Below are 22,330 nucleotides of genomic sequence, written 5' to 3' on the forward strand. Positions count from 1 at the left end.
CGCTCAAGAAAAAATCCTTTCTACAGCAGGCTTGTATTCTAATACGCTTGGGTTAAGGCCTACTGGCAAAAATTTTGGGTTTTATAGACGCGATAAATCGCCGTCTCTACAAGTGTTTTGGTCTTATCTGAACTGTATTGGCTTATATTCTACACTGAGTGGTAGTCATAAAATACTATTGCACTAATTCCTGAAACTGCTTTTCACTACGCACTTTGCTAAAGTCTGGATCAGTTTTTGCTAATTTTTTGTATTTATCAGGAACAAGCTTGATTGCTTTGTCTAGGTTCTCAATTGCTAATTCCAGATTGCTTTGTAAAGCATAAGAGCAAGCTTTGTTGTAATATGCTTGGTGCAAATCTTGCTTAATAACGATCGCTCTATCATAAGATGCGATCGCATCTTGGTAGCGGTGTAGCTTTGTCAAAGCTATGCCTCGGTTAATTAAGGCTTGATATTTGTTGGGTTGGATAGCGATCGCTTTGTCGTAAGATGCGATCGCGTCTTTGTAGCGCTGCAACGATGTCAAAGCTATGCCACGATTATACCAGGCTTCATATTTATCGGGTTTGATGGCGATCGCTTTGTCGTAAGATGCGAGAGCATCTTGGTAGCGTTGCAACGATGTTAAAGCTATGCCACGGTTAATCCAAGCTTCAGGACTCTCAACTTTGATGGCGATCGCTTTGTCGTATACTTTTATTGCATCTTCATAACGTTGTCCATCTAATAAATTATTACCTTGATGAAAAAAGTCTTCTGCTTTTTGGGTAATCTTCGCTTCTATGAAAAGCTGGGTTACATTACTTTCTTGAACAACTTGTGTAGTATTTTCTATTGATGAGTTTGCCCCACCACTACAACCAAATGCGAAGAAAGCTATCAAACCAGATGCAACGAAGCAGCGCTGAACAATCATGCTGTACCTACAAAACTTATGAGATGATATTAAAATTTGTTCTTTTTTTGAGTATTATCAAAATACACTACTTTTTACCCATTAATTCACTTATCTTTTCAGAAAGAGCTTTGTTGACGACGCATAGATGTTTATTAAAATCAAGCGTAGGCTAGATTATCATATTAAATATACATAAAGCAATTACTTAGTACCTATTTCATTCAGAAAACAATTATTTATGTTGCTGTATATATTGTGTAAATGTCGCCTATTGTAGACATCGCAAGTGTTTGGTAATTTTCTAAGAGTGCAATGGTGTACCACCCGCCATAAGCGATCGTAATAGTTTTTCGCTAGACAATCATGTTAGTTGCTTCATTTTTCAAGCACTTATCTAAGCTATAGCAATCTTAAATGAGTTGTGAAAATCGAGAGACTAAGATCCCCGACTTCTCAAAGAAGTCGGGGATCTTATTGTTCACGAATGATTTAGGACTACTATAATCATCATTCAAATTACGTCTTTGCGCCTTTTTAGCGATTGAAACTATGCAACTTAAAATCGCTAATTAATTCCAAACACTGACTCGACAGTTGACTTAATCGAATCTCTTGCATCCTTTAAGGTTTGACTAATAGGATGTTTTGCCTGTAAAAAGGCGCGGGCACAATTACGTCCCGGCATTCCTGAAATCGAACCACCTGGATGAGTCCCAGCACCAGTCAAAAATAGATTATCAATTGGCGTTTTATAGTTGGCTATTTCTGGTAGGGGACGGAAGAATATCATCTGATCTAAAGTCATGTCAACATGATAATAATTCCCTTTGTACGCACCTAATCTTTCTCCTAGTTCTGCTGGACTTTCTACACGACGGGCGATAGTTGCATTTTTGACATTTGGTGCATAATCTGCCAACTTATCAACCACTCTATCTGCAACTTTATTTTTCAATTCATCTGTCCAGCCAGTACCTTTTAAACCAGTGCCTTCTGCACCGGCAATTTGATAAGGGGCAAAATACTCAATCCATACAGTGTGCTTGCCTGGTGGTGCTAATGTTGGATCTAAATAACTAGGCATCACCACATACATTGATGGGTCAGCATCAGGAATCTCTCCCAAAGTACATTTACTATGAGCCTGCTCTACATGAGCCACGGAATCGGCAATCAAAATAGAACCAACGAGATATTCATCTTTGTGAGCGTGGTGTGGAAAATGCAGTGGTTCATCTAAAGCCAAATCTATCTTGAGGATGGTTTCGTTGTTGTTAACGATGCGGCGTTCTAATCTTTCCCATAAATCAGGGTCGGCTCCATCAACATCGCTTTTATCAGTCATTTGTAAGAACAATCGTTTGGCATCGATATTAGAAATAACCCCGTATTTGGCGCGATATTCTTTACCACCAGCAACCCGCACACCAACAGCTTTGCCATCATCAATTAAAACTTTTTCAACATGTTGATCTGTGAGAATAACGCCACCTTTACTTGTGACTAAATTCACCAAAGCTTGCACTAATGCGCCAGTTCCGCCGCGAGGTCTGGCCATGCCAGGGTTATGACGCATCGCCATCATAATTGCACCAATGGCAAGGGTTTTTTGCGATGGTGGCGCACCAAGTTCTGATGCTAATCTGGCTAGTGGCGCTTTTAGAAATTCTTCATCAAACCACTCGTTAAGTAAATCCTCGGCGCTGGTTAACATCGTGCGAATAAAGTCCAGCGTTTTATTTGGCGAACCAATAACCGAAAATAAATCTTTGAATTTTTTGATATCGTAGTTGCCAACGATATCTATAATTGACTTTGGCGGTGCATTAAACATCGGAATCATTGCACCGATTGCTCGTTGCCAAAAGTCTACAAATTCTGCGTATTTTTTGGCATCACGTTCATTATAACGAGCAATTTCTGCACAAGTCTTTTCCACCGACTTATGCCCTAAGAAATACTTGCCATCAGGATGAGGACAGAAAACAACTGGATCGCACTCCAAATAATGCAAGCCGTATTTTTCTAGTTCTAACTCTTCAACAACCGGCCCCAAGTGAATAAATTCATGGTCAATAGCGCACAAGTTAAATTTAAATCCAGGAGCCTCTTGTGGTAGACATTCTTCAGTTGTTGCTGCACCACCTGGAACAGAACGCTTTTCCAATAACAGGACGCTATAACCAGCTTTCAACAAGTAAGCCGCACAAACTAACCCATTGTGTCCAGCACCGATCAGCACAACATCATACTCTTGCATAGTTGGAATTTAGAAATAAGTAGCTTTCTAAATAGTAGAAACATTTTATTACTTTTGCATCATCCTTCAGTAACAAAAATTATCTTTAACTAAGGTTAATTCTACTAAGTAGATGAGAAATTTGACGATGATGGTATTTGCCTCACTTGAGTTTCTAGCATCAGTATTAAACTACCAGTTTCCACTTTTATATCTTTAATATGAAACACCATATCTTCCCATTTAAAATATGGTATATTCATCAACTCTTTTGCTTTCTGCATTAAAGCTGTAACTACTTCTATGGAAATTCCTCCTCCCTCAGTGCAGTTAAAACTCTCCAGCATCGCGGGTTGTGAACGAGTACGTGGACGTGCGATCGCAGTGTAAGCCAAAGGGCGAGTATTTCCCATCTCTTTTAACAGCACTCTTCCCTGACATTCTATTTTCCCATCACCAGGTAAAAATATTTCAATTTTTTTGGCCTCAAAACTCACAATTTTGCCATCTACATCCAAATCAAAATCTTGCATCTGGCTGCTAACAAAATCTGATGCCAAGGTGCGGTTAATATCAGTTTCTGTAAGTATAATACGAGCTATGGTATTGACTGGTTCATTCAGTTCTATTTGACCTAAAAGAGCGCTGAAAGGATTGATGGAAATAGTATCTGTTTGCAGTTGTATTTCTTGTACGCGAATATCTTCTTGGATTACTAATCCTTGTCCTACAACCGAAACTCCATCCGCTTGTCCCTGAACTATTTTCAACAGATCGGTTTGTACATCTATTTCTATTTTTTCTGCGTCATCTAGTTTTTCAGATATTCTTCTTTCAGCTTCCTGGGATAAAAATTTTTCCTCCAACCGATGCTCATCAGGCATGAATTAGTAATCTCCTAAATATCCTCTTACTAGTTACTGTAAAGGCTATATGCTAAGGAACGGATCTACATTGCGGTATATGCAAATTGGAGGATTGATTAATCAAGTAGAAAGTATTGCTTGTCTTTTAAATTTTGCCTTTTTGGTAACAACCATTTTTACACCGCCGCTAGGGACAATTGTAATACCACGACGGACTGGATGCACTGGACGTTTATCAGTAAGGCTTAATTCAAAACGGGATAATATTATGGCTGTTACTAATTTCAGTTCATACATAGAAAATGCTGCACCAATACAACCGCGATAACCTCCACCAAAGGGTAAATATTCGTAAGGTGAAAATTGTTGGTTGAGGAATCTTTCTGGACGAAACTGTTCTGGTTCTGGGTAAGTGTCTGTTCGGCGATGTGCTAAATAAATACATGGAACTAAAACTGTTTCTGATGTAAATTTATGCCCCATAATTTCCACTGGTTCTTTTACCATTCGCGGTGTGCAAATTAAAGCAATAGGATGAATTCGCAGTGTTTCTTGACAGACGGCGGTGAGGTAAGGTAATTGTGTAATCGCTTCAGGATTTGTAAGATCATTCAAAGTGTTTAGTTCTTGCATTAGCCGATGTTTAACCTCTGGATGAGAGTGAATTAAATAAAATATCCAGGCTAGTACACCAGATGTAGTTTCATAACCTAACAGCAATAATGAAACTAGTTGATCGCGTAATTCCTCATCTGTCATTTGTTGACCATTTACATCACGTGCTGACATCAGCATACTGAGAATATCTGTACGCATAGCATCATTTTGCCAACGTCTTTCAGAAATTTCTGCATAGATAAGTTTGTCAATTTGCTCTCGTCTTTTTAAGAAAATTCCCCAAGGACTCCATGCGCCTAAATCTTGTTGAAGCAAAGGAAAGAAAAATAAGCTGGAATACCAAGGTTTGGTTACGTCTTCTAATAAAGAACTCAATTGTTCTTTTAATTGTTGGTAGCGCCCACCATGAGTAATACCAAATACCACTTGTAAGATAATTTCTAAAGTGATATCTGACATTAATTTGTGTATACAAATATCTGTACCTGATGTCCAACTTTGTGTAAGTTCTTCAGTAATTTGGCAAATTGTTTGTCCATAAGATTTTAAATTATCGCCATGAAATACTGGTAACAATAGCTGCCGTTGTTGTTGGTGCGATCGCGCTTCTTGAAATACAATAGAATTCTCTCCAAATAAGGGTTTAAACACATGGGTTGCTTTCTTAAAATCTAACTTGTGTGCAGGGATGGCAAAACAATCACTGATTGCTTGGGGATGGCTAAAAAATACTATTGGTGGCGACTTTAAACCCATTACTCGCATTGTGAAAATATCACCGTACTTCGCAGCATACTTGTCTAAAGTTTTTGTGGGTTGAGCAATTAATTGCAGGGTTTGCAGCAACCATGGTGTGGTTAGAATATCAAGAGGTTTCATTATTTATTCGATACTTTTAGGGTTTAGTAAGCTGCAAATCATTCAATACGCTTGAGGTAAGCCTAGTAGTCTGTCCCATTAATTGTGCTAAGTTTGTAGTAAGCACTTTAGTGCTTGAATATTTGAGGACTAAAGTCCTTACTACAAGCGTATTCACCCCTCAAATTTAATTAGACAGACCACTAGATACTCCCTAAGCTTAATTTTTAATTAGGGAGTTAGAGCAAACCTTTTTAATACTTTGGGGAGATGTTCAGGATTTAATTACAGCTAAGTTAATCATGCTGACAAATCATTAACATGAATTTTTACAAAGATAATAATAATATTTTTTACCAAATTCTTAGAGGTATTTATAGAAAAAGCTTACTCAATTATTTTGATATATATCCATAAAAACTACGTCTTTTGGTGATGTTAAAATATTTGATATTGATGTAATAGCTCAGTCTTAAAACTCATTCTTTTTACAGTTGTAATATATAATCCTCCATAAACCTCCTTAAAAGAGGACTATGGGGGATTATTTAAAAGCATTGAAAATCTATCTAAATATATAGATGAAAGTTGAAGGTTTCCTGAACGCAACCATCAAACTCTTCAGCATCAAACAGTGGTTGTCTGTAGCGTCGGAGACTTCACCGGACGTTGGCTGGTGACAACCATCTGGATGGGACGATCTTGTCCTGTCACTAAACCACGGCGTTTAGGTCGTACTTCACCATTGTCAACTAGTTCTAATTCACGGGTGGAAAGGATTTTGGCGAGTGCTAGCTTCATTTCCAACTGGGCAAATGCTAGACCAATACAGCGTCTTGCACCACCCCCAAAAGGTAAATATTCATAGGGAGAAAATTGCCGTTCTAAAAAGCGTTCTGGTTTAAACTGCTTAGGTTCGGGGTATAAATCTTCTCGGTGGTGGGTCAAGTAAATCGAACCAATAACACCAATACCTGGTTCCAGTTCGTAGCCACCCAAAGATAGAGGTGTTCTGACTACTCTGGCAAAGGTCAGCATCGCTACTGGGTAAATTCGCAAAGTTTCGGAACAAACAGCGTTGAGGTAGGGTAATTTAAAAATAGTGCCAGGATCTGGGTTATCACCTAAGCTATCTAGTTCTTGAAGTAACTTTTGGCGTACTGATGGTATTTTTTGAATCCAGTAAAATGCCCATGCTAAGGCTGTTGCTGTGGTTTCATGGCCTGCGACCAACAGAGTCATTAATTCATCGCGTAATTCTTCATCAGTCATTGGTTGACCTGCTTCATCCCTAGCTGCCATGAGTAAGCTGAGGATATCTGTGCGTGATGGGTCTGGTTGTTTTTGACGTTCTCGAATTTCTTCGTATATAAGTTCGTCAGCTGCCTGCTGTCGGCGCATCTGCTTTCCCCAGAAATTAATCGGGCCAAAATCCCTTTGCAAAGCTGGAAAATAAAGCAAAGCGGCACTCAACACAGAACTTCCTTTTTCCAGCATTTCAGCCAAACAATGCTGTAATTTTTCGGCGCGTGGGCCTTCATCTAGCCCAAACACAGCTTGCATAATCACTCGCAGGGTAATAGCTTGGGTAACAGACCGGATATTGAAGGGTTGCCCTATCTGGTGTTGGCTAATGACTTTCTCGGTAATATCACTAATTATTTGACTATAGCTTCGCATTCTTTCACCGTGAAAAGGTGGCAATAATAACTGCCGTTGGCGTTGGTGTTCCCCACCACTAATGGTAATCACAGAATGCTTACCAAGCAAAGATTCAAACACCGCATTTGTATCACCAGGTGCTTCTAACCCCTTGGTATCGTTTGTCAAAATCTGCTCTAGCACTTCAGGTTTACTGACAAATATCAGTGGCGGAGATTTGCTATCTAACCTGATGGTGAACATATCCCCATATCTTTTGGCACAAGTTTCCATAAATGACATGGGGCTAGTAATCCAGCGTAGCATCTGTAAAACTGCTGGGCTTTGCGGGCCGTTTGGTAATTTCATAAAATTCTTTTGTTACTTTATGTCTTGTTCTTACTTTAACTAACTGCAACTTATAAATTTCTGTTGATTGGAGTTACTTATACTGAGGGTACAAAAAAGCAATAAACTGTTACAGCCTGAAAGATGTAAAATTTTTGTTAAATTCAACGAGCATCTACAGTTTCATCTCATCGTCACAAGGTACTCAGCATGACTGCAATCTCTCCAAAAGCTTCTTCAGCGCTTCCCAATTTTTCTGAAGGAATTCAATATTTTGGTGAAGCGTTACCAGATTTTGAAACTCATGGTGCAACACCTGCTATCGAGTCGGGCAAAATAGCGATCGCATCGACCACAGACAAAGCAGCTGTATATCAAACTTTACTAGCTGCTGATGCCTTACGCTACCTGACTTTGCAAGTTACCGCTAGTAAGGCTTCTGGGCATCCCGGCGGGTTCGCCAGCCAAGCAGAAGCTTACGCATCTCTTGTCATGCTGGGATACAAGAACATTATTACTGAAGTCGGACACCACGCCCCCGGATTTTATAGTGCTATGTTCTTGGATCGTTCGCTAGAGGACATGGGAATTTTTACAGTCCAACAATTGCGCGATCGCTTCCGAGAAAAGCACGGACTTTTAGGACACCTTTCTGGTTACATTCCCGGTATTCTCGCACCTGCGGGGCCTTTGGGACAAGGGCAACACTTTGCAATGGCGGCTGCACTGTTGCACAAAGATAAGTTGTTCCCCTTTACAGTTGGGGATGGTGGATTGGGTGAGCCTTATATTGTAAGTGCGATCGCACATTTCCATACTGCTTATCCTGCTGCCACCAACTTCTTACCGGTGTTGGTGTGGAACGGTTACAGCCAAGAACATCACAGCATGGTTTCTTTAAAAACCAATGAACAGATGCAAGCATATTGGCAAGGAAACGGTTTTGATGAAGTGGTGTTAGTGGATGCCAAAGACTTTGACGATCAGAACCAGCCAGGGGATTACGTTGATAGCACCGCCTTTTCCTTTGAGAAGCGCCTAGAATTTACGCAAGCAGTACTTTCGGGTGTAGATAAAGCAGCGCGATCGGCGTTAGGTGGTAAACTTACCGTCTTCATTATTAAACAACTCAAAGGTGCAGGAGTCCACGCGCGGGGTGCAAAATCTCACAACTTGTATCCTAAAGATACGCTGGATGCGCCGCATATTGTTAGTGCATTGCAAACCCGTGCTTTGTCTGCGGAAGCTTGGCAATTAGTCAGAACAAATGCCGAACGCGCCGGTGGTGGCCCAGCAGCAAAAACTGTAGTTACAGAATTTGAATTTCCATTGCCCGAATTAGGCGAATTACCTTTAGAAGAATATGCAGTTGGTGGTGAACCAAAAGTTTCCACAACCGCGATGGGACGATTAGTAGGAATAGTAGGAAATAAAGATCGGAATTTTCTTGTCACCAACGCCGACGGTAATGAAGCATCAGGAATTGCCAACATCAACCAAGCATTAAAGATTATCCATCCCACAACCGACGACTTATATAACCAAGCGCCAAACGGACAAGTTTATGAACCATTGAGTGAAGATGCTTGTGCTGGTTTAGCTGCGGGTTTAGCGTTAATGGGTGCGAGAACTTTGTGGTGTTCTTACGAATCTTTTGCCATCAACGGATTACCAATTTGGCAAACTGTGACTCAAGCAATGGCAGAATTGCGCCGTCAAACTCCTTCAACTATTACTTTATTCACAGCAGGCGCATTAGAGCAAGGGCGCAACGGTTGGACTCACCAACGTCCTGAAATAGAAGCTTACTTTGCTTCGTTGATGCGAAATGGAAATGTTTTCCCATTATTTCCGCCTGATGCTAATAGTATTCAAGCTTGTTATGACTGGGCATTGAAAACTAAGAATAAGGGAGTTGTGATTACTGCAAGTAAATCGCCACTGCCAATTCGCACAACTTTAGAACAAACTCGTCAAGGGTTGCGCGATGGTGCGGTGCTATTACATGAAGTCGCTGGTGATAAACAAGTTGTATTTGCTGTAATTGGCGATTTAACATTAATACCAGTATTTGAAGCTGCGGCTTTCTTAGAAACTGAAGGTATTGGTGTCAAGATTGTTTCTGTGATCAATCCTCGGCAATTGTACCGTAGCCATGATACTGCTTGGGATACCTGTTCTGAACCCGAAGGCGGTTTCTTGGATGATGCAGCATTTGCCGAATTATTTGATGGCGATGCGTTAATTGCGGTGACAGGTGGTGCTGCGGGAATGCTAGAACCAATTTTGTTACGGAGTACAGCCAAGTGCGACACCTTTGCTTGGAAGCGTGGCGAAACTACCGCGAGTGCTGGTGAGTTGATGGCATTTAATGGATTGACTGCTGAAGCTTTAACGAAACGTGCGATCGCGTTAGTCCATTAAATGATATTGCATAAATACGGGATGATTTTATTGAATATTCCTTTGCGTTTCATCCCTAGATTTAGCAACGCCCATTAAATCAAGCTGAAATTGCTTCTATTTTTATCGCATTTATACGTATAAAAACGCTGAAATTGCGTCGGAATGCGTATATTTGCGTTTTTTTATTGAAGAGAACTTAGCAGACAGGAAAAATGAGAGTAGATTTGCTGAAATTTTTTGACAAAAGCTGGTTTTAGAGTCGCAAAAGCTGGTTTTGAAGTCACAAAAGCTAGTTTTGGTGTCGCAAAAGCTGGTTTTGAAGTCACAAAAGCTGGTTTTGGTGTCGCAAAAGCTGGTTTTAGTGTTGCAAAAGCTGGTTTTGGTGTCACAAAAGTTAGTTTACGAGTCAGAAACTTAGTTTATAAGTCGCAAAACTTGATTTTTGAGCTAGGACGAAGGGTGATATTTTTATCTGGAAGCGTGGGGAATGTGGAGACTTGAGGAAAAGTGCAATCGGTTAGTGTATTAAGCTGGCTTTTATAGATATACAACCTAAAATACAATCGTGAATACACGTATTACAAGCAATATTATTTGCTTGTGATACGTGTATTTGCGCTTGTTTTTATAATTTTTATTTTGTTAATTATGTGAATGTTGTAAAAAATATATTAGTCAATAATCTTACAATTATGAAAGCTGATTTACAAGAACTTCAGATTACTCATGAAGAATTGGAAAATTTGATAGGTATAAAAAATATACCTATTGAAAATTCTTATATTAAAAAAGTTTTAAAATCTATAGAGGATATGACGATTTTCTTTGGAACACTTGCTCTTTTAGGGTGTATTTCCGCTAAGGTTTTTATGCACATCAGCCCTGGACATTTTTTTTGGATACTCTCTGTTCTTATGATTAGTATAGGTGTTACAATCAATAAAAATACTGAAGATTATGCTAAATTTAATATTAATAAAAACTATGAAATGAATTATAAATCGAGTAATATAGCTGATGAAGTAAAAAAATATAATCAGTTAGTAAAAAATATAGCTGTAATAGAACAGTTGCAAGAGATTGGACATGATGTAAGTTTAGATGATAGACACAAAGTAATTAAAGGATTCCAATTCACAAGAGATGATTTAATACGTGCTTTAAAAACAGAAAGAATTTTGCGAGAAAATCCTGATTTTAGTCCAGAGGAGTTTGCAATTAATCTGAGTACGATAAAAACCTTGCAAATTTGTGAACAGGCAAGCGAGTATGGCCAGTTATTAAATGAAGCGTTACAAGTAGCAGTCAGTGTACAAGAAGAAATGAGAAGGCTACAAAATCAACGAAAAATTTAGCTATTTTTTTAATTAATTTAATCCAGTCTATAATAAGGTTATACCAAAAATTACCCTCAATCTTAAAAGTTAATTATGCTTATAAAATTTGAAGAAATATATAGAGATATTGATACTTTACCAAAAGAAGCTCAAATATTACTACTTGATTTTATTCAGTTACTCAAAAAGCGTTATCCACAACCATAATCAAAAAATCATAGTAAAGAAAAAAGTCTCTACGATAAGTTTGATGAAATTGGATTAATTGGTTGTTGTTCTGTTGACGAAAATTTATCAACAACCTATAAAGAAGTTTTATCTAATACATTAGATAATAAATACGATCGTCGTTGATACAGGATTTTGGTTAGCTCTTATTGATAAAAAAGACACTCACCACGAAAGAGCAAAGCAAGCTTTAAAACAGTATAATGAACCTTTAATTACAACATGGTCTGTTGTCACAGAAACTTGTTATCTTTTGCTAACTCGCAAGGGAGTTGACGCTAAAATTATTTTTTTAAATAGTCTGCAACAAGAATTATTTACGATTTTTAATTTAGAACTTCACCATACTGCTCGAATTATTGAATTAATGAAAAAATATGCTGATCTTCCAATGGATTTGGCTGATGCTTCCCTAGTAATTTTAGCAGAGTATTTAGGGTATGGATGCATTTTTTTAGTAGATCAACGTGACTTTAATACCTATCGTTGGAAGCAAAGTTATCCTTTTGAAAATCTCCTATTTTGAAGTAATTATAAATTTATCAGCCGCGATCGCGCAATTTCTCTTCTACCGATTGGACGTACTTGTATGCTGTAGAGTGAAACAATTGCCACAATTTCCCCATCTAATGTGACAAATTCAACTTCATATCCTTTGCCACTCTGATGCACTAAAACAACTGTACCTATATCACCCTCTTCTAAACTAGATTCTGGTATATCACTAGTCAAAATAACCCGATCAAGTTCTTGAATCATTGCTATCAATCTTGCAGTCTCAGCCAACTATAATGTAATCAGAGTTTATCAAATAACTTCGACAGTAATATTTTAATTATTGGTGTCCAAATAGCATGACAGATAGAACAGATTTATCAAAAATAATTGCCAGTACAGGCAACAATCCAGTGATTTTATCACCTGAAAGTTTGCAGTCACAAGAAGACGTAGAACTTGAGCGAAAGCTGAGAGAACTTAAATTTAAACAAGAACTAAGAAAAGATTGGATTTTATTTATTGTCAGGGATGTAGTAATTTTTCCTGCGGCTATCCTTTTTATTTTTGCTGCCAGTGGTTATTCTCTATTTCTTCACATTCATGAGTAACTTACTCTGACTACAATTTTTAATCAACCACAGAGGTGCAGAGTACACAGAGAAAAGAGAATTTTTTTACCTTAAACAAGGGGATTTTACCCCTTGTTTTAATATTTCACCACACTTTTGATGATTTATTTTTCTGGCGGCAAATCTACACTGTAAACAGTCTCCCCAGCCAAGTTACGCAATGTTACAGTCATCACCTTTGTATAAGCATCAATTTTGACTCCTCCAAAGAATTGCAAACCTTCACTTGGGGGACGATTTGCTTTTGTACCTGGAGGAAGGCTTTGAAATATCAATTGGGGGCCAAAGGTATTTTCTAGTTGGTTTGGTCCAAATGTGCCAGAGTTCAGAGGCCCGGCGACAAACTCCCAAAAAGGCTTAAAGTCTGTAAACTGTGCTTTGCTGGGGTCATAATAGTGGGCTGCTGCATAATGTACATCAGCAGTTAACCAAACAACATTCTGGATATTCTTATTTTTGATAAATCGGAGTAAATCTGCAAGTTCCAGTTCTCTTCCTAAAGCCGGGCCATCTCCGTTAGCCCAAGCTTCAAAGTTTGTGCTACCATCTCTAACGATCAATCCCAGAGGCATATCACTAGCAATCACTTTCCATGTTGCTTTTGATGACAGTAATTGCCTTTTTAACCATTGTATTTGTGTTCTACCCGCAAATTCTGTATCTTTACTTGGTACTGGCTGATTATTAGGGCTATTCGGCCCCCGATAGGTACGCTCATCCAGCATGAAAATGTCTAATAATGGGCCATGCTTAAAGGAGCGATAAATTTTCGCTTTATCTGGCTCATTAGTTGTATACCCAATAGGCAGATATTCCAAAAATGCTTGCCTTGCTCTTTGAGCTAGCAAGTTAACATCCTTAACTGTATAACGGTCATCGTTGAGGATAGTTTGTCCAGGATACCAATTGTTTCTTGTTTCGTGGTCGTCCCACTGTGCCAATATTGGAACATCAGCGTTGAAACGCTTGATGTTTTCATCCAACAAATTGTAAATATAGTTGCCACGAAATTCTGTAAGAGTTTCTGCTACTTTGGATTTTTCTGGTGTAGTGATGTTTTTCCAGATTGTGCCGTCGTCTAGCTTCACTTCTGATTGAATGGGGCCATCGGCATAAATATTATCGCCAGAGTGGATGAAAAAGTCGGGATTAAGTTGACGCATGGTTTCGTAAATTTTCATCCCACCAAAATCAGGATTAATTCCCCATCCCTGACCGGCGGTGTCGCCACCCCAAACAAAGAATATATCTCGCCCAAATTTGGGGGGAGTTCGGAAAGAGCCTTTGACAGGAGCGCTGTAAGTGCCTTTATAATCTAAGTCTTGGAAGATTACCCGATAAAATAATTGTTGGTCTGGTGGCAGGTTTTTCAGATAAAGTCGTGCTGTAAAGTCGCTATTTTGTAAAGCATTGGGCCCGACAACTCGCTGCACATTTTTAAAAGATTCGCTGGTAGAGTATTCTACGATCATTTTGGCGGGGCGATCGCTACGACTCCAAATGACAATACTATCGTTAGAAATATCTCCGCTAGCTACGCCATAAGGTATAGCAGGACGCATTTTATCTGAAGTTATAATTGCAGGCGCTTCAGCAAAAACTTGTGATTTTGATACAAAATTGGTGGATATAATTCCACCTGCCGTAATCGCTGAACGTAGCAAAAACTGGCGACGGTTTAGCCTCAATAGGTTATGAGATTCCATACTAAATAATGGCAAGTTTAAAAACTATTACAAAATAAGCTTTTACCACTTTTTTTATAATAAAAAGTAAAGATTTAGTTATCTAAGGGTTAATAACATTTTTTAATGTGTATCTTACAGATAAAGTAGCTGAACCTACAATATTACGTGGTACTCTTGTTGCTTGTGGTCTTGGTTGAATAATAAAAATAACGAAAAAATCAATAAAAAAGGTTAAATTATAACCTTTGTATTAAGTGAAAATTTTAATATATTTTTCAGCAAAAAATATGCTCGTAGCACTTAACACATCGCTATAGAAAATGGTGTGTTATTGCTTTAGAATAACGCACCCTAATTAAAATTTATCTGAGAAATAGCCCCTAATGATAAGCCGATAAATGTCTGCGCTTTCATAAAAGTACTAAATTTGTTGAAGTACTCTATATTCCCACATCTATATTGTGAATTTTGGTTAGCAATCTGGGAAAGATAAGTTTATAACAATTGATAAACTTTGAAATTATAGAGACGGGTATTCATAATGTCGCCAGAAATATTACCTCAGCAGTCAATACATGAGAGTATATCGACTATTAGTAGTACAACCAATACTAATGAGTCAAATTTACGATTAGAGTCAACGTTGCAAGAATTACCTTCTTGGCAAGTTCACATTGAAATAGAGTGTCCAGGGAATGATTTAGTTACGCTCTTTAAGCAAGAGCCTTTATTACTAGGAATTATCCTCAATAATAATCAAGAGTATGTAGGGATGATTTCACGGCGGAAATTTTTTGAGTATATGAGTTACCCCTACAGTTTGGCTTTATTTTCTACAAAACCGATTAAAATTCTTTACAAGTTTTTCCAGACAGAGATATTAGCCATTTCTGAGGATACGTCTATTGTTAAAGCCACTGAGATAACTTTGCAACGACCACCTCAAATTGCCTATGAGCCAATTTTGATTAAAACTACGTGTGGAAAATATAAGCTGGTCGATTTTCATCAATTACTCTTAGCCTACTCTCAAATTCATGTATTAACACTCGTTCAGCTACAACAGGTAGAGGAACAATCTAGAGTTGCTAAAGCAGGCTTTCGCGATCTTCAAGAAAACTATACGCGATTAATTCAGAATGAAAAAATGGCTGCATTAGGACAACTTGTTGCTGGTATTGCACACGAAATCAACAATCCTGTCAACTTTATTGCTGGGAACCTTGTTCACGCCATCGAATATAGTCAAAATCTGCTAAATATTATTAGATTGTACCAACAATCTTATCCTGAACCAGAAACGGAAATTAAAACTGCGATCGCACAAATTGAACTGGATTTTTTAACTACCGATCTCCCCCGTCTTCTCACTTCTATGCAGGTTGGTACTAAGCGAATCGAGCAAATTATTCTTTCTTTACGAAATTTTTCTCGTCTTGATGAATCTGAGAAAAAACTAGTTGATATCCATGAAGGTATTGATAGTACGCTAATAATCTTACAAAGTCGTCTTCAAAATAACCAAAGTGTAAACATCAACATAATTAAAGAATACGGCGATCTTCCCCAAGTAGAGTGCTACGCTGGGTTACTCAATCAGGTATTTATGAATATTTTGGTGAATGCTATTGATGCTATAGAAGAGTCATTTGTCACTTGTACTGAGCGTAGTCGAAGTATTAGTCATACCCTGCGGGAAGGAGAAGCGCCTACGTCATTGGTAAGGGATAAAGGAAAAATTTGTATTCAGACTCAACTCACTGATGATAATCAAGTAATTATTCGCATTTCCGATAATGGCCCGGGAATTCCAGAGAGTCTACAAAAGCAATTATTTGATCCCTTTTTTACTACTAAACCTGTTGGTAAAGGAACTGGATTAGGTTTATCTATTAGTTATCAAATTGTTGTGGAAAAACACGGTGGTCATCTGCAATGTATATCAACTTTTGGCAAAGGGACTGAGTTTATTATTGAAATTCCGATTCACCTAAATTCTGAGCTTGTTTAGAAAAAAAACAATAACCAAAGAAGGGACATTCTTAGTCAGTTTTTCTTTATTTAGATATTGAATTCTAACTATAAGTCCCTGCTGTTTCACTTGTTACTGTAACAGGCTCTGACACGATATCATCTATTTTATTAAACTCTCCAGCCCGCCAGCTATCTGTTGTATCCTTGATAAAACTAGCAATAGGAATTGCAATTAACAAACCCAGCACCCCTCCTAACTTTGCCCCCAACAACAAAGAAATCACTACCCATACGGGATTTAAACCAGTTAAATTACCAAGAATTCGAGGTGCAACAAAATTAGAATTAACTTGGTCGATTGCAACGGCTATACCTAATACTTCAACTCCTAACCAAAAGTTTTGCAATGCCACCAAAAGGCTGACTATGGCAATGCCGAATCCTGTACCAAAGGGGAAGAGAGAAAATAAACCAATCCCGATACCAAAAAGTAAAGCTAAGGGAACTCGCAGCGTCAAAAATGCCAGTGTAATTGTCACCCCTAATACGGCTCCCAATGTTGCTTGACCGATAAAGTAATTGTGGAAGTCTTCTCGGAGTAATTCTCGCAATCTTAACCCAATGTTATGGGGAAACCACTGAAATATTCCGTCCCAAAGACGCTCGCCGTTTAATATTAGATAAACAGTTAGCACTACTGCCAGCAACACATTGAGAACAATACCAATGGTATCAACAGCGAAACCAAGAATTCTACCAGTGAAAGACTGAAGTTGGTTAGATAATCGTTCCAAAACTTGGGTAAATAACCCGCTTAAATTAATGGGAAGCTGTTGCTGACTTAATGCCCAATCCTGGAAAGTTTGGAGTTGTTGAGTACCAGAATCAATCCAACTTGGCAAAATATTGGCTAGCTCAACGAGTTGTTGGATAATTAGGGGAACCAAGGTGATGCCTAAAGCCACTAAAATCACTAGAGTTAAAAGTAACACTCCTGCGATCGCTAGGTTACGTTTTACCCCTTGTTCTTGCAAAAACTGGATTGGATAGTTCAAGACAAAAGCCAGTAGAATGGCGGCGGCAATAATACTGATCAATGGCTGAAAATACTGCACCACCTGGAGCAATAGCCAACCGTTGAGAATAATAATCGGAAATGCCAATCCTATAGTTAACCATCGCGGTAGTTTGTTTGCTGATTGCATTAGTGATGACTCCACAAGAGTTATAACTTTATTTTGGCTGCTAGGGAGCGGGAGTGGGGAGAGGAGGTAGGGGGGCAGGGAGCAGGGCAGGGGAGCAGGGGAAGCAGGGGAAGATAAGGGGGACAAGGAAAATAACTATGCCCAATTCCCAATTCCCGATGCCTAATTCCCAATTCCCAATTCCCATTAAGATTGATTTCTCTCCATAAAATCCAACATAATTTGCCGATGCGTATTCCCCAAAGGGCGTACTTCGCGGGCGTTTTGCGAATAACAGTTACCTTGGTGAATATCTTCTGGGGTCAATAATCCCATATCCCAGCCTTCGTTTAAAACCAGTTGATTTAATTCCACCAATAGTGGTGCATGAAAGACATGACGGACAACTCTTTCGTCGGTATAACAGCCAAATTCCACAAAGGGTGGTAGCTCATAGCCGATTTCTTCTAAAATTTCTCGTTTCACTGCGACATCTGGCGTTTCACCAGCTTCAATATGACCGCCAAATAGCGCCCAGTAACCAGGGTAGAGAATACCGGGGATGTTGTCGCGTAGTTGCATGAGAAACTTGTTTTCTTGATAGAGAATTGCGATCGCGACATGCACCGGTTGATTGTTCATATATTATTAATTTTTAATTGCTGATTACTCTTCTTCTAGATAAACTTCCCCCAATTCTTTACCACCTAAAGGGATGCTTTGGTAGCGAATTTTACCCTTAATCACCACTTGCGCTCCCTTTGCTAGATTTTTTTGATTGGTGATAACCCAAATTTTGCCAGTCGAGTCATTAATTTGATAGGCCCATTGCTTCATCAGAGGAGCTTGTTTTTCCACCTGACCTTGGATGTAAACTGTAGCCCGATTGTCTTGTTCTGGTTTAATTTCTCGAATTGGCGTGACATTGCTACCAATTTGGAAATTAGTCCCATTCAAGCCTGATGAGGTTAAATTACCACAACTACAAAGTCCTACCACCAATAAAAAAATTAACCCCAGGCGGTAAGAAACAATACTACGCGTGGATAAGAACGAAAGGGACAAATTTCTTGTTTGTTGCATGAAAGCCACTGATTGAGCAAATTTTTGCTTCACTGCTTGCTTTGTCGCCAGTTTCATTAGGTCAGTTCCCATCTATAATATTCTTTCTCTGTGGTTTCAGAAACACGCTCTCAACTGAGCAAAAATGTTCTGAATTTCATCCTGCAATTCTTTATTCTTCGGATAAAGCCGTTGATCTGAGAAAATAAGCATTATGGATTGACTGTGAGAGAAACGCTACGACATCAAGCAAATACACAATAATAGTTAAAAGTCAATAAGCAATATTTTTACTCTAGACTTTTGGATAAAAAGCGAATTAATTTATAGTTGGGAATTTTCATGGAAACAAAAACTGCCAAACTCCTTGATGGGAAAGCTTTAGCAGCAAAAATTCAGCAAGAACTTTCTGTAGCCATTACACAATTACAACCAGAAATTGGACGACCCCCTGGTTTAGCAGTGTTAATGGTTGGTGATAACCCAGCGTCAGCCGCTTATGTCCGCAATAAAGAAAAAGCCTGTGCAAAAGTTGGCATCGCCTCTTTTGGTAAGCATTTTCCTGCCGAAACTACCTTTGGGGAATTACAAGAGGTCATTGCTGCACTAAACCACGATGAACGGGTGGATGGAATTCTTGTGCAGCTCCCCTTACCTGATCACTTAGATGCTGTGGCTCTGCTACATCAAATTGATCCCGATAAAGATGCTGATGGACTACACCCAGTTAACTTAGGGCGACTAGTACGGGGAGAAATCGGTTTACGCAGCTGTACCCCGGATGGTGTGATGCGGCTTTTGCAGGAATATGAGATTCCATTGCAAGGAAAACAGGCAGTAGTGGTGGGACGGAGTATTTTGGTGGGTAAACCTATGGCGCTGATGCTACTAGAAGCTGATGCTACAGTGACGATCGCTCATTCGCGATCGCATGACCTCAAAAGCATCACCCAAAATGCTGATATTCTAATTGCAGCAGCAGGTCGTCCCGGACTCATCACTGCTGATATGGTAAAACCAGGTGCTGTTGTGGTAGATGTGGGAATGAATCGTGTCACCGATGCTAGTGGCAAAAGTCGCTTAATTGGCGATGTTGACTTTGAATCAACTGCTGGTGTAGCAGGATTTATCACCCCCGTTCCTGGTGGTGTTGGCCCTATGACTGTTGCCATATTGTTACAAAATACCTTCACCAGCTATTCCAGAGCAGCAAGAAAATGAAAGAGAGTGATGAGTTAAAAGTTAAGAATTATTAATCCTAACTCCTGTACAGACGCGATTAATCGCGTCTCAACTCCTAACTCCTAATTCCTAACTCATAATTGTGAACTCTTCATTTTTTCAGCCCCACAGCACCTTAAAATTGTGACGTATAAGACAAAAATCCCAAAGTGTCAGGAATTGAAGAATGGTAGCAACTGATAACGTTCAAAAGACACCACCAGAGGAAGCCACATTTAACTTAGTAGCCTATCTCAAAGAGCGACAAAAGCTTTGTGATAATGCTTTAGATCAGGCTATCCCCATCATTTATCCAGAAAAGATTTATGAGGCGATGCGCTACTCGTTATTAGCTGGCGGCAAGCGTGTACGTCCCATTCTTTGCCTTGCTACCTGTGAAATGATGGGCGGCACTATCGAAATGGCTATGCCAACCGCTTGTGCTGTGGAGATGATCCACACAATGTCTTTGATTCATGACGATCTCCCAGCGATGGATAATGACGATTACCGTCGGGGAAAGCTGACAAATCATAAAGTCTATGGCGAAGATGTGGCAATTTTGGCTGGGGACGGCTTGTTGGCACTCGCTTTTGAGTTGGTTGCCCTTAAAACTCCCCAAAGCGTTAACAGAGAGCTAACCTTGCAGGTAATTGTTCGTCTTGGTCGGGCGCTGGGGGCAGCTGGTTTGGTCGGTGGTCAAGTTGTCGATTTAGAGTGTGAGGGGAAATCAGATATTTCTCTAGAAACGCTAAATTTCATTCATAGACACAAAACATCCGCCCTTTTGGAAGCTTGCGTAGTTTCTGGCGGAATCATCGCTGGGGCATCAACTGAAGATGTGCAGCGACTGACCCGTTATGCTGAAAATATTGGGCTAGCATTCCAAATCATAGATGATATTCTGGATATCACTTCTACAAAAGAGCAATTAGGTAAAACGGCTGGTAAAGACCAACAAGCGAAGAAAGTGACCTATCCTAGCCTTTGGGGACTTGAAGAATCGCGCTTAAAAGCCCAAGAGCTAGTTAAAGTAGCTTGTGCCGAATTAGAACCATTTGGAGACAGAGCCAAACCACTCCAAGCGATCGCTCATTTTATTACTAGCCGCAATAACTAGCAACGCTTTGCGGGATTCTAAATTCTTATACCGTAAGGGTTTCATTGATTGGGAATGGGTGGTTTCTTTACACGATACTGTACTACTACCGCCCAGCAGAATTGAAAATTCAAAATTCAAAAAGCTGATTTAATCAGCTTTTAGTCCATTTTGAATAATTGATCTGTTTCCGCCGTGATGTACTAGGTTAATTTTGGATTTTGGGTTGAATCTAAATGTTTCCTCAACCAAAAACTGCTGCTAATATTTACTAACCTAACCAAAATACCATGCAGGACATAGGCAACATTTTAGACAACCGGGTACTGCTGGTTGCTCTGGTCGCTTGTTTAATTGCTCAAGCATTAAAGCTCGTAGTCGAGATCGTCAAAAATCGCAAACTGAATATCCGTGTTTTGGTAACAACCGGAGGTATGCCCAGTGCCCATTCAGCTTTAGTTACAGCTCTAGCGGTTGGTGTAGGGCAAACACTTGGTTGGGCATCTCCTGATTTTGCCCTTGCGATGGTTTTTGCCATCATTGTCATGTACGATGCAGCCGGAGTTCGACAAGCGGCTGGTAAGCAAGCTCGTATCCTCAATCAAATGATTGATGAATTATTTCATGAAAAACCAGACTTTAGCCAAGACCGTCTGAAGGAATTACTTGGACACACACCAGTTCAGGTAATAGCTGGGTCGGCTTTGGGTATAACCATCTGTTGGTTAGCTAGTTTTGCTTATTTAAACTAGGGTAATAAATCCTTGTTTGAGCGACTATTTTTAATTGGGAACTGGTAATTTGTCAGCTGACAAATTACCAACTTGGTAGATCGCATCAGTATTCTAGAAAACTTAATATCACTACAATCGCACAGTTGAACGCAGCAGAATCACCTTACGGCTATCTACTATGCTGGCAACAAAACCGCCATTGTTCAGCTTCTGCAATGTATTGTATGCTTCACTTTGATTAGTGGTATAAACTGCCAACAAGTAAGGGCGTTGTCCATAAGAAACAAACCCTACTTTACCTCCTACTGCTTGCTGCACGCTATTTACTAGTTCAGGACGATTGTAATAATCTACCAAAACTGCATAACCCTCTCCTAATGCTTGAGGATTATAGTTAACTGTTTGCTGAAGTGGCTGTTGCTGTAGTTGTGGCTGTGTTTGTGGCGGCTGTACATCTGCCGTTGTTGGTCGAGTGGTGATGATAGCAGACAAGCCAACAATATTACTTACATACCTTGCCCATCGATTGGCATCATCAATCTTTTTAAACCCCCCTATCCGCGTCACAGTTTCGTTGAGATATTTGCAGGTAATGGTTTTGAGTTCAGGCGGTAAGGCGCTACGCAACTGCTTTTGATTATCAGCTGTGGGACTGACTACCAATAAAAGATACTCACCCGAAGTCGGTGGTTGACAAAGAGGAATGGCTTGTTGGGCAAAAACAGAACTCATGCCACCAATCAACCCTGCAATCGCTAATCCTAAAACACTTGGTAAAGTCTGAAATCTATGCACAAAA

The 22,330-nt window shown here is 39.4% G+C and carries 20 protein-coding genes; 9 read left to right on the plus strand and 11 right to left on the minus strand.

The genetic code is table 11. The features are described from left to right. Window positions 1-175: 175 nt before the first annotated feature. From H6G86_RS07595 to H6G86_RS07615, 5 genes are all read right to left on the minus strand, one after another. A complete protein-coding gene (locus tag H6G86_RS07595) occupies window positions 176-919 on the minus strand; it encodes a tetratricopeptide repeat protein (RefSeq protein ID WP_190933795.1) in 744 nt (247 codons plus the stop codon). A 547-nt stretch (window positions 920-1,466) separates the two neighbouring features. Further along, the gene (gene crtO / locus H6G86_RS07600) at window positions 1,467-3,161 is read right to left on the minus strand and encodes a beta-carotene ketolase CrtO (protein WP_190933796.1); all 1,695 of its coding nucleotides are present in this window, start codon (window positions 3,159-3,161) and stop codon (window positions 1,467-1,469) included. Window positions 3,162-3,265: 104 nt separating this feature from the next. Then, window positions 3,266-4,024 carry an LmeA family phospholipid-binding protein gene (locus H6G86_RS07605; protein ID WP_190933797.1) on the minus strand — a complete coding sequence of 253 codons (759 nt, stop codon included), beginning with the start codon at window positions 4,022-4,024 and terminating at the stop codon, window positions 3,266-3,268. Between the two features lie 102 nt (window positions 4,025-4,126). Next, window positions 4,127-5,503 carry a cytochrome P450 gene (locus tag H6G86_RS07610; protein WP_190933798.1) on the minus strand — a complete coding sequence of 459 codons (1,377 nt, stop codon included), beginning with the start codon at window positions 5,501-5,503 and terminating at the stop codon, window positions 4,127-4,129. A gap of 606 nt (window positions 5,504-6,109) precedes the next feature. Beyond that, on the minus strand, window positions 6,110-7,492 hold the full coding sequence (locus H6G86_RS07615) for a cytochrome P450 (RefSeq protein ID WP_190933799.1): 1,383 nt from the start codon (window positions 7,490-7,492) through the stop codon (window positions 6,110-6,112). Window positions 7,493-7,681: 189 nt separating this feature from the next. Between H6G86_RS07615 and H6G86_RS07620 the strand changes: the two genes are divergently transcribed. From H6G86_RS07620 to H6G86_RS07635, 4 genes are all read left to right on the plus strand, one after another. Further along, window positions 7,682-9,895 (plus strand): phosphoketolase family protein, encoded by a 2,214-nt coding sequence (locus H6G86_RS07620; RefSeq protein ID WP_190933800.1) that lies wholly within the window; start codon window positions 7,682-7,684, stop codon window positions 9,893-9,895. 219 nt (window positions 9,896-10,114) lie between these two features. Continuing rightward, window positions 10,115-10,378: a hypothetical protein gene (locus H6G86_RS07625; protein ID WP_190933801.1), complete on the plus strand. Its 264-nt coding sequence runs from the start codon at window positions 10,115-10,117 to the stop codon at window positions 10,376-10,378. A 191-nt stretch (window positions 10,379-10,569) separates the two neighbouring features. Next, complete coding sequence (locus tag H6G86_RS07630) at window positions 10,570-11,232, plus strand: hypothetical protein (RefSeq protein WP_190933802.1); 663 nt, start codon at window positions 10,570-10,572, stop codon at window positions 11,230-11,232. 358 nt (window positions 11,233-11,590) lie between these two features. Next, window positions 11,591-11,968: a type II toxin-antitoxin system VapC family toxin gene (locus tag H6G86_RS07635; RefSeq protein ID WP_313930696.1), complete on the plus strand. Its 378-nt coding sequence runs from the start codon at window positions 11,591-11,593 to the stop codon at window positions 11,966-11,968. 5 nt (window positions 11,969-11,973) lie between these two features. Here H6G86_RS07635 and H6G86_RS07640 read toward each other — a convergent pair whose 3' ends face one another. Continuing rightward, on the minus strand, window positions 11,974-12,201 hold the full coding sequence (locus tag H6G86_RS07640; RefSeq protein WP_190933803.1) for a DUF4926 domain-containing protein: 228 nt from the start codon (window positions 12,199-12,201) through the stop codon (window positions 11,974-11,976). A gap of 95 nt (window positions 12,202-12,296) precedes the next feature. On the opposite strand from H6G86_RS07640, the gene H6G86_RS07645 reads away from it, so the two are divergent. Next, a complete protein-coding gene (locus H6G86_RS07645; protein WP_190933804.1) occupies window positions 12,297-12,548 on the plus strand; it encodes a hypothetical protein in 252 nt (83 codons plus the stop codon). Window positions 12,549-12,673: 125 nt separating this feature from the next. Here the strand turns inward: H6G86_RS07645 and H6G86_RS07650 are convergent, their stop codons facing one another. Beyond that, the gene (locus H6G86_RS07650) at window positions 12,674-14,275 is read right to left on the minus strand and encodes an alkaline phosphatase D family protein (RefSeq protein WP_190933805.1); all 1,602 of its coding nucleotides are present in this window, start codon (window positions 14,273-14,275) and stop codon (window positions 12,674-12,676) included. 523 nt (window positions 14,276-14,798) lie between these two features. Between H6G86_RS07650 and H6G86_RS07655 the strand changes: the two genes are divergently transcribed. After that, the gene (locus tag H6G86_RS07655) at window positions 14,799-16,268 is read left to right on the plus strand and encodes a sensor histidine kinase (RefSeq protein ID WP_190933806.1); all 1,470 of its coding nucleotides are present in this window, start codon (window positions 14,799-14,801) and stop codon (window positions 16,266-16,268) included. 64 nt (window positions 16,269-16,332) lie between these two features. Here the strand turns inward: H6G86_RS07655 and H6G86_RS07660 are convergent, their stop codons facing one another. The 3 genes from H6G86_RS07660 to H6G86_RS07670 all read right to left on the minus strand — a co-directional run bounded on the left by H6G86_RS07660 (window position 16,333) and on the right by H6G86_RS07670 (window position 18,555). Continuing rightward, a complete protein-coding gene (locus H6G86_RS07660; protein WP_163938901.1) occupies window positions 16,333-17,436 on the minus strand; it encodes an AI-2E family transporter in 1,104 nt (367 codons plus the stop codon). A 186-nt stretch (window positions 17,437-17,622) separates the two neighbouring features. After that, a complete protein-coding gene (locus H6G86_RS07665) occupies window positions 17,623-18,057 on the minus strand; it encodes an NUDIX hydrolase (protein ID WP_190933807.1) in 435 nt (144 codons plus the stop codon). 24 nt (window positions 18,058-18,081) lie between these two features. Further along, on the minus strand, window positions 18,082-18,555 hold the full coding sequence (locus H6G86_RS07670; RefSeq protein ID WP_242064721.1) for a hypothetical protein: 474 nt from the start codon (window positions 18,553-18,555) through the stop codon (window positions 18,082-18,084). Window positions 18,556-18,819: 264 nt separating this feature from the next. On the opposite strand from H6G86_RS07670, the gene folD reads away from it, so the two are divergent. The 3 genes from folD (at window position 18,820) to H6G86_RS07685 (ending at window position 21,549) form a co-directional block, all read left to right on the plus strand. Next, the gene (folD, locus tag H6G86_RS07675) at window positions 18,820-19,698 is read left to right on the plus strand and encodes a bifunctional methylenetetrahydrofolate dehydrogenase/methenyltetrahydrofolate cyclohydrolase FolD (protein WP_190933809.1); all 879 of its coding nucleotides are present in this window, start codon (window positions 18,820-18,822) and stop codon (window positions 19,696-19,698) included. 187 nt (window positions 19,699-19,885) lie between these two features. Further along, the gene (gene crtE, locus H6G86_RS07680) at window positions 19,886-20,818 is read left to right on the plus strand and encodes a geranylgeranyl diphosphate synthase CrtE (protein ID WP_114084695.1); all 933 of its coding nucleotides are present in this window, start codon (window positions 19,886-19,888) and stop codon (window positions 20,816-20,818) included. Between the two features lie 269 nt (window positions 20,819-21,087). Then, a complete protein-coding gene (locus tag H6G86_RS07685; RefSeq protein WP_190933810.1) occupies window positions 21,088-21,549 on the plus strand; it encodes a divergent PAP2 family protein in 462 nt (153 codons plus the stop codon). 111 nt (window positions 21,550-21,660) lie between these two features. Here the strand turns inward: H6G86_RS07685 and H6G86_RS07690 are convergent, their stop codons facing one another. Beyond that, on the minus strand, window positions 21,661-22,326 hold the full coding sequence (locus H6G86_RS07690) for a hypothetical protein (RefSeq protein ID WP_190933811.1): 666 nt from the start codon (window positions 22,324-22,326) through the stop codon (window positions 21,661-21,663). Window positions 22,327-22,330: the final 4 nt, after the last annotated feature.

This window comes from Nostoc sp. FACHB-133, assembly GCF_014698055.1.
Lineage (GTDB): Bacteria > Cyanobacteriota > Cyanobacteriia > Cyanobacteriales > Nostocaceae > Nostoc.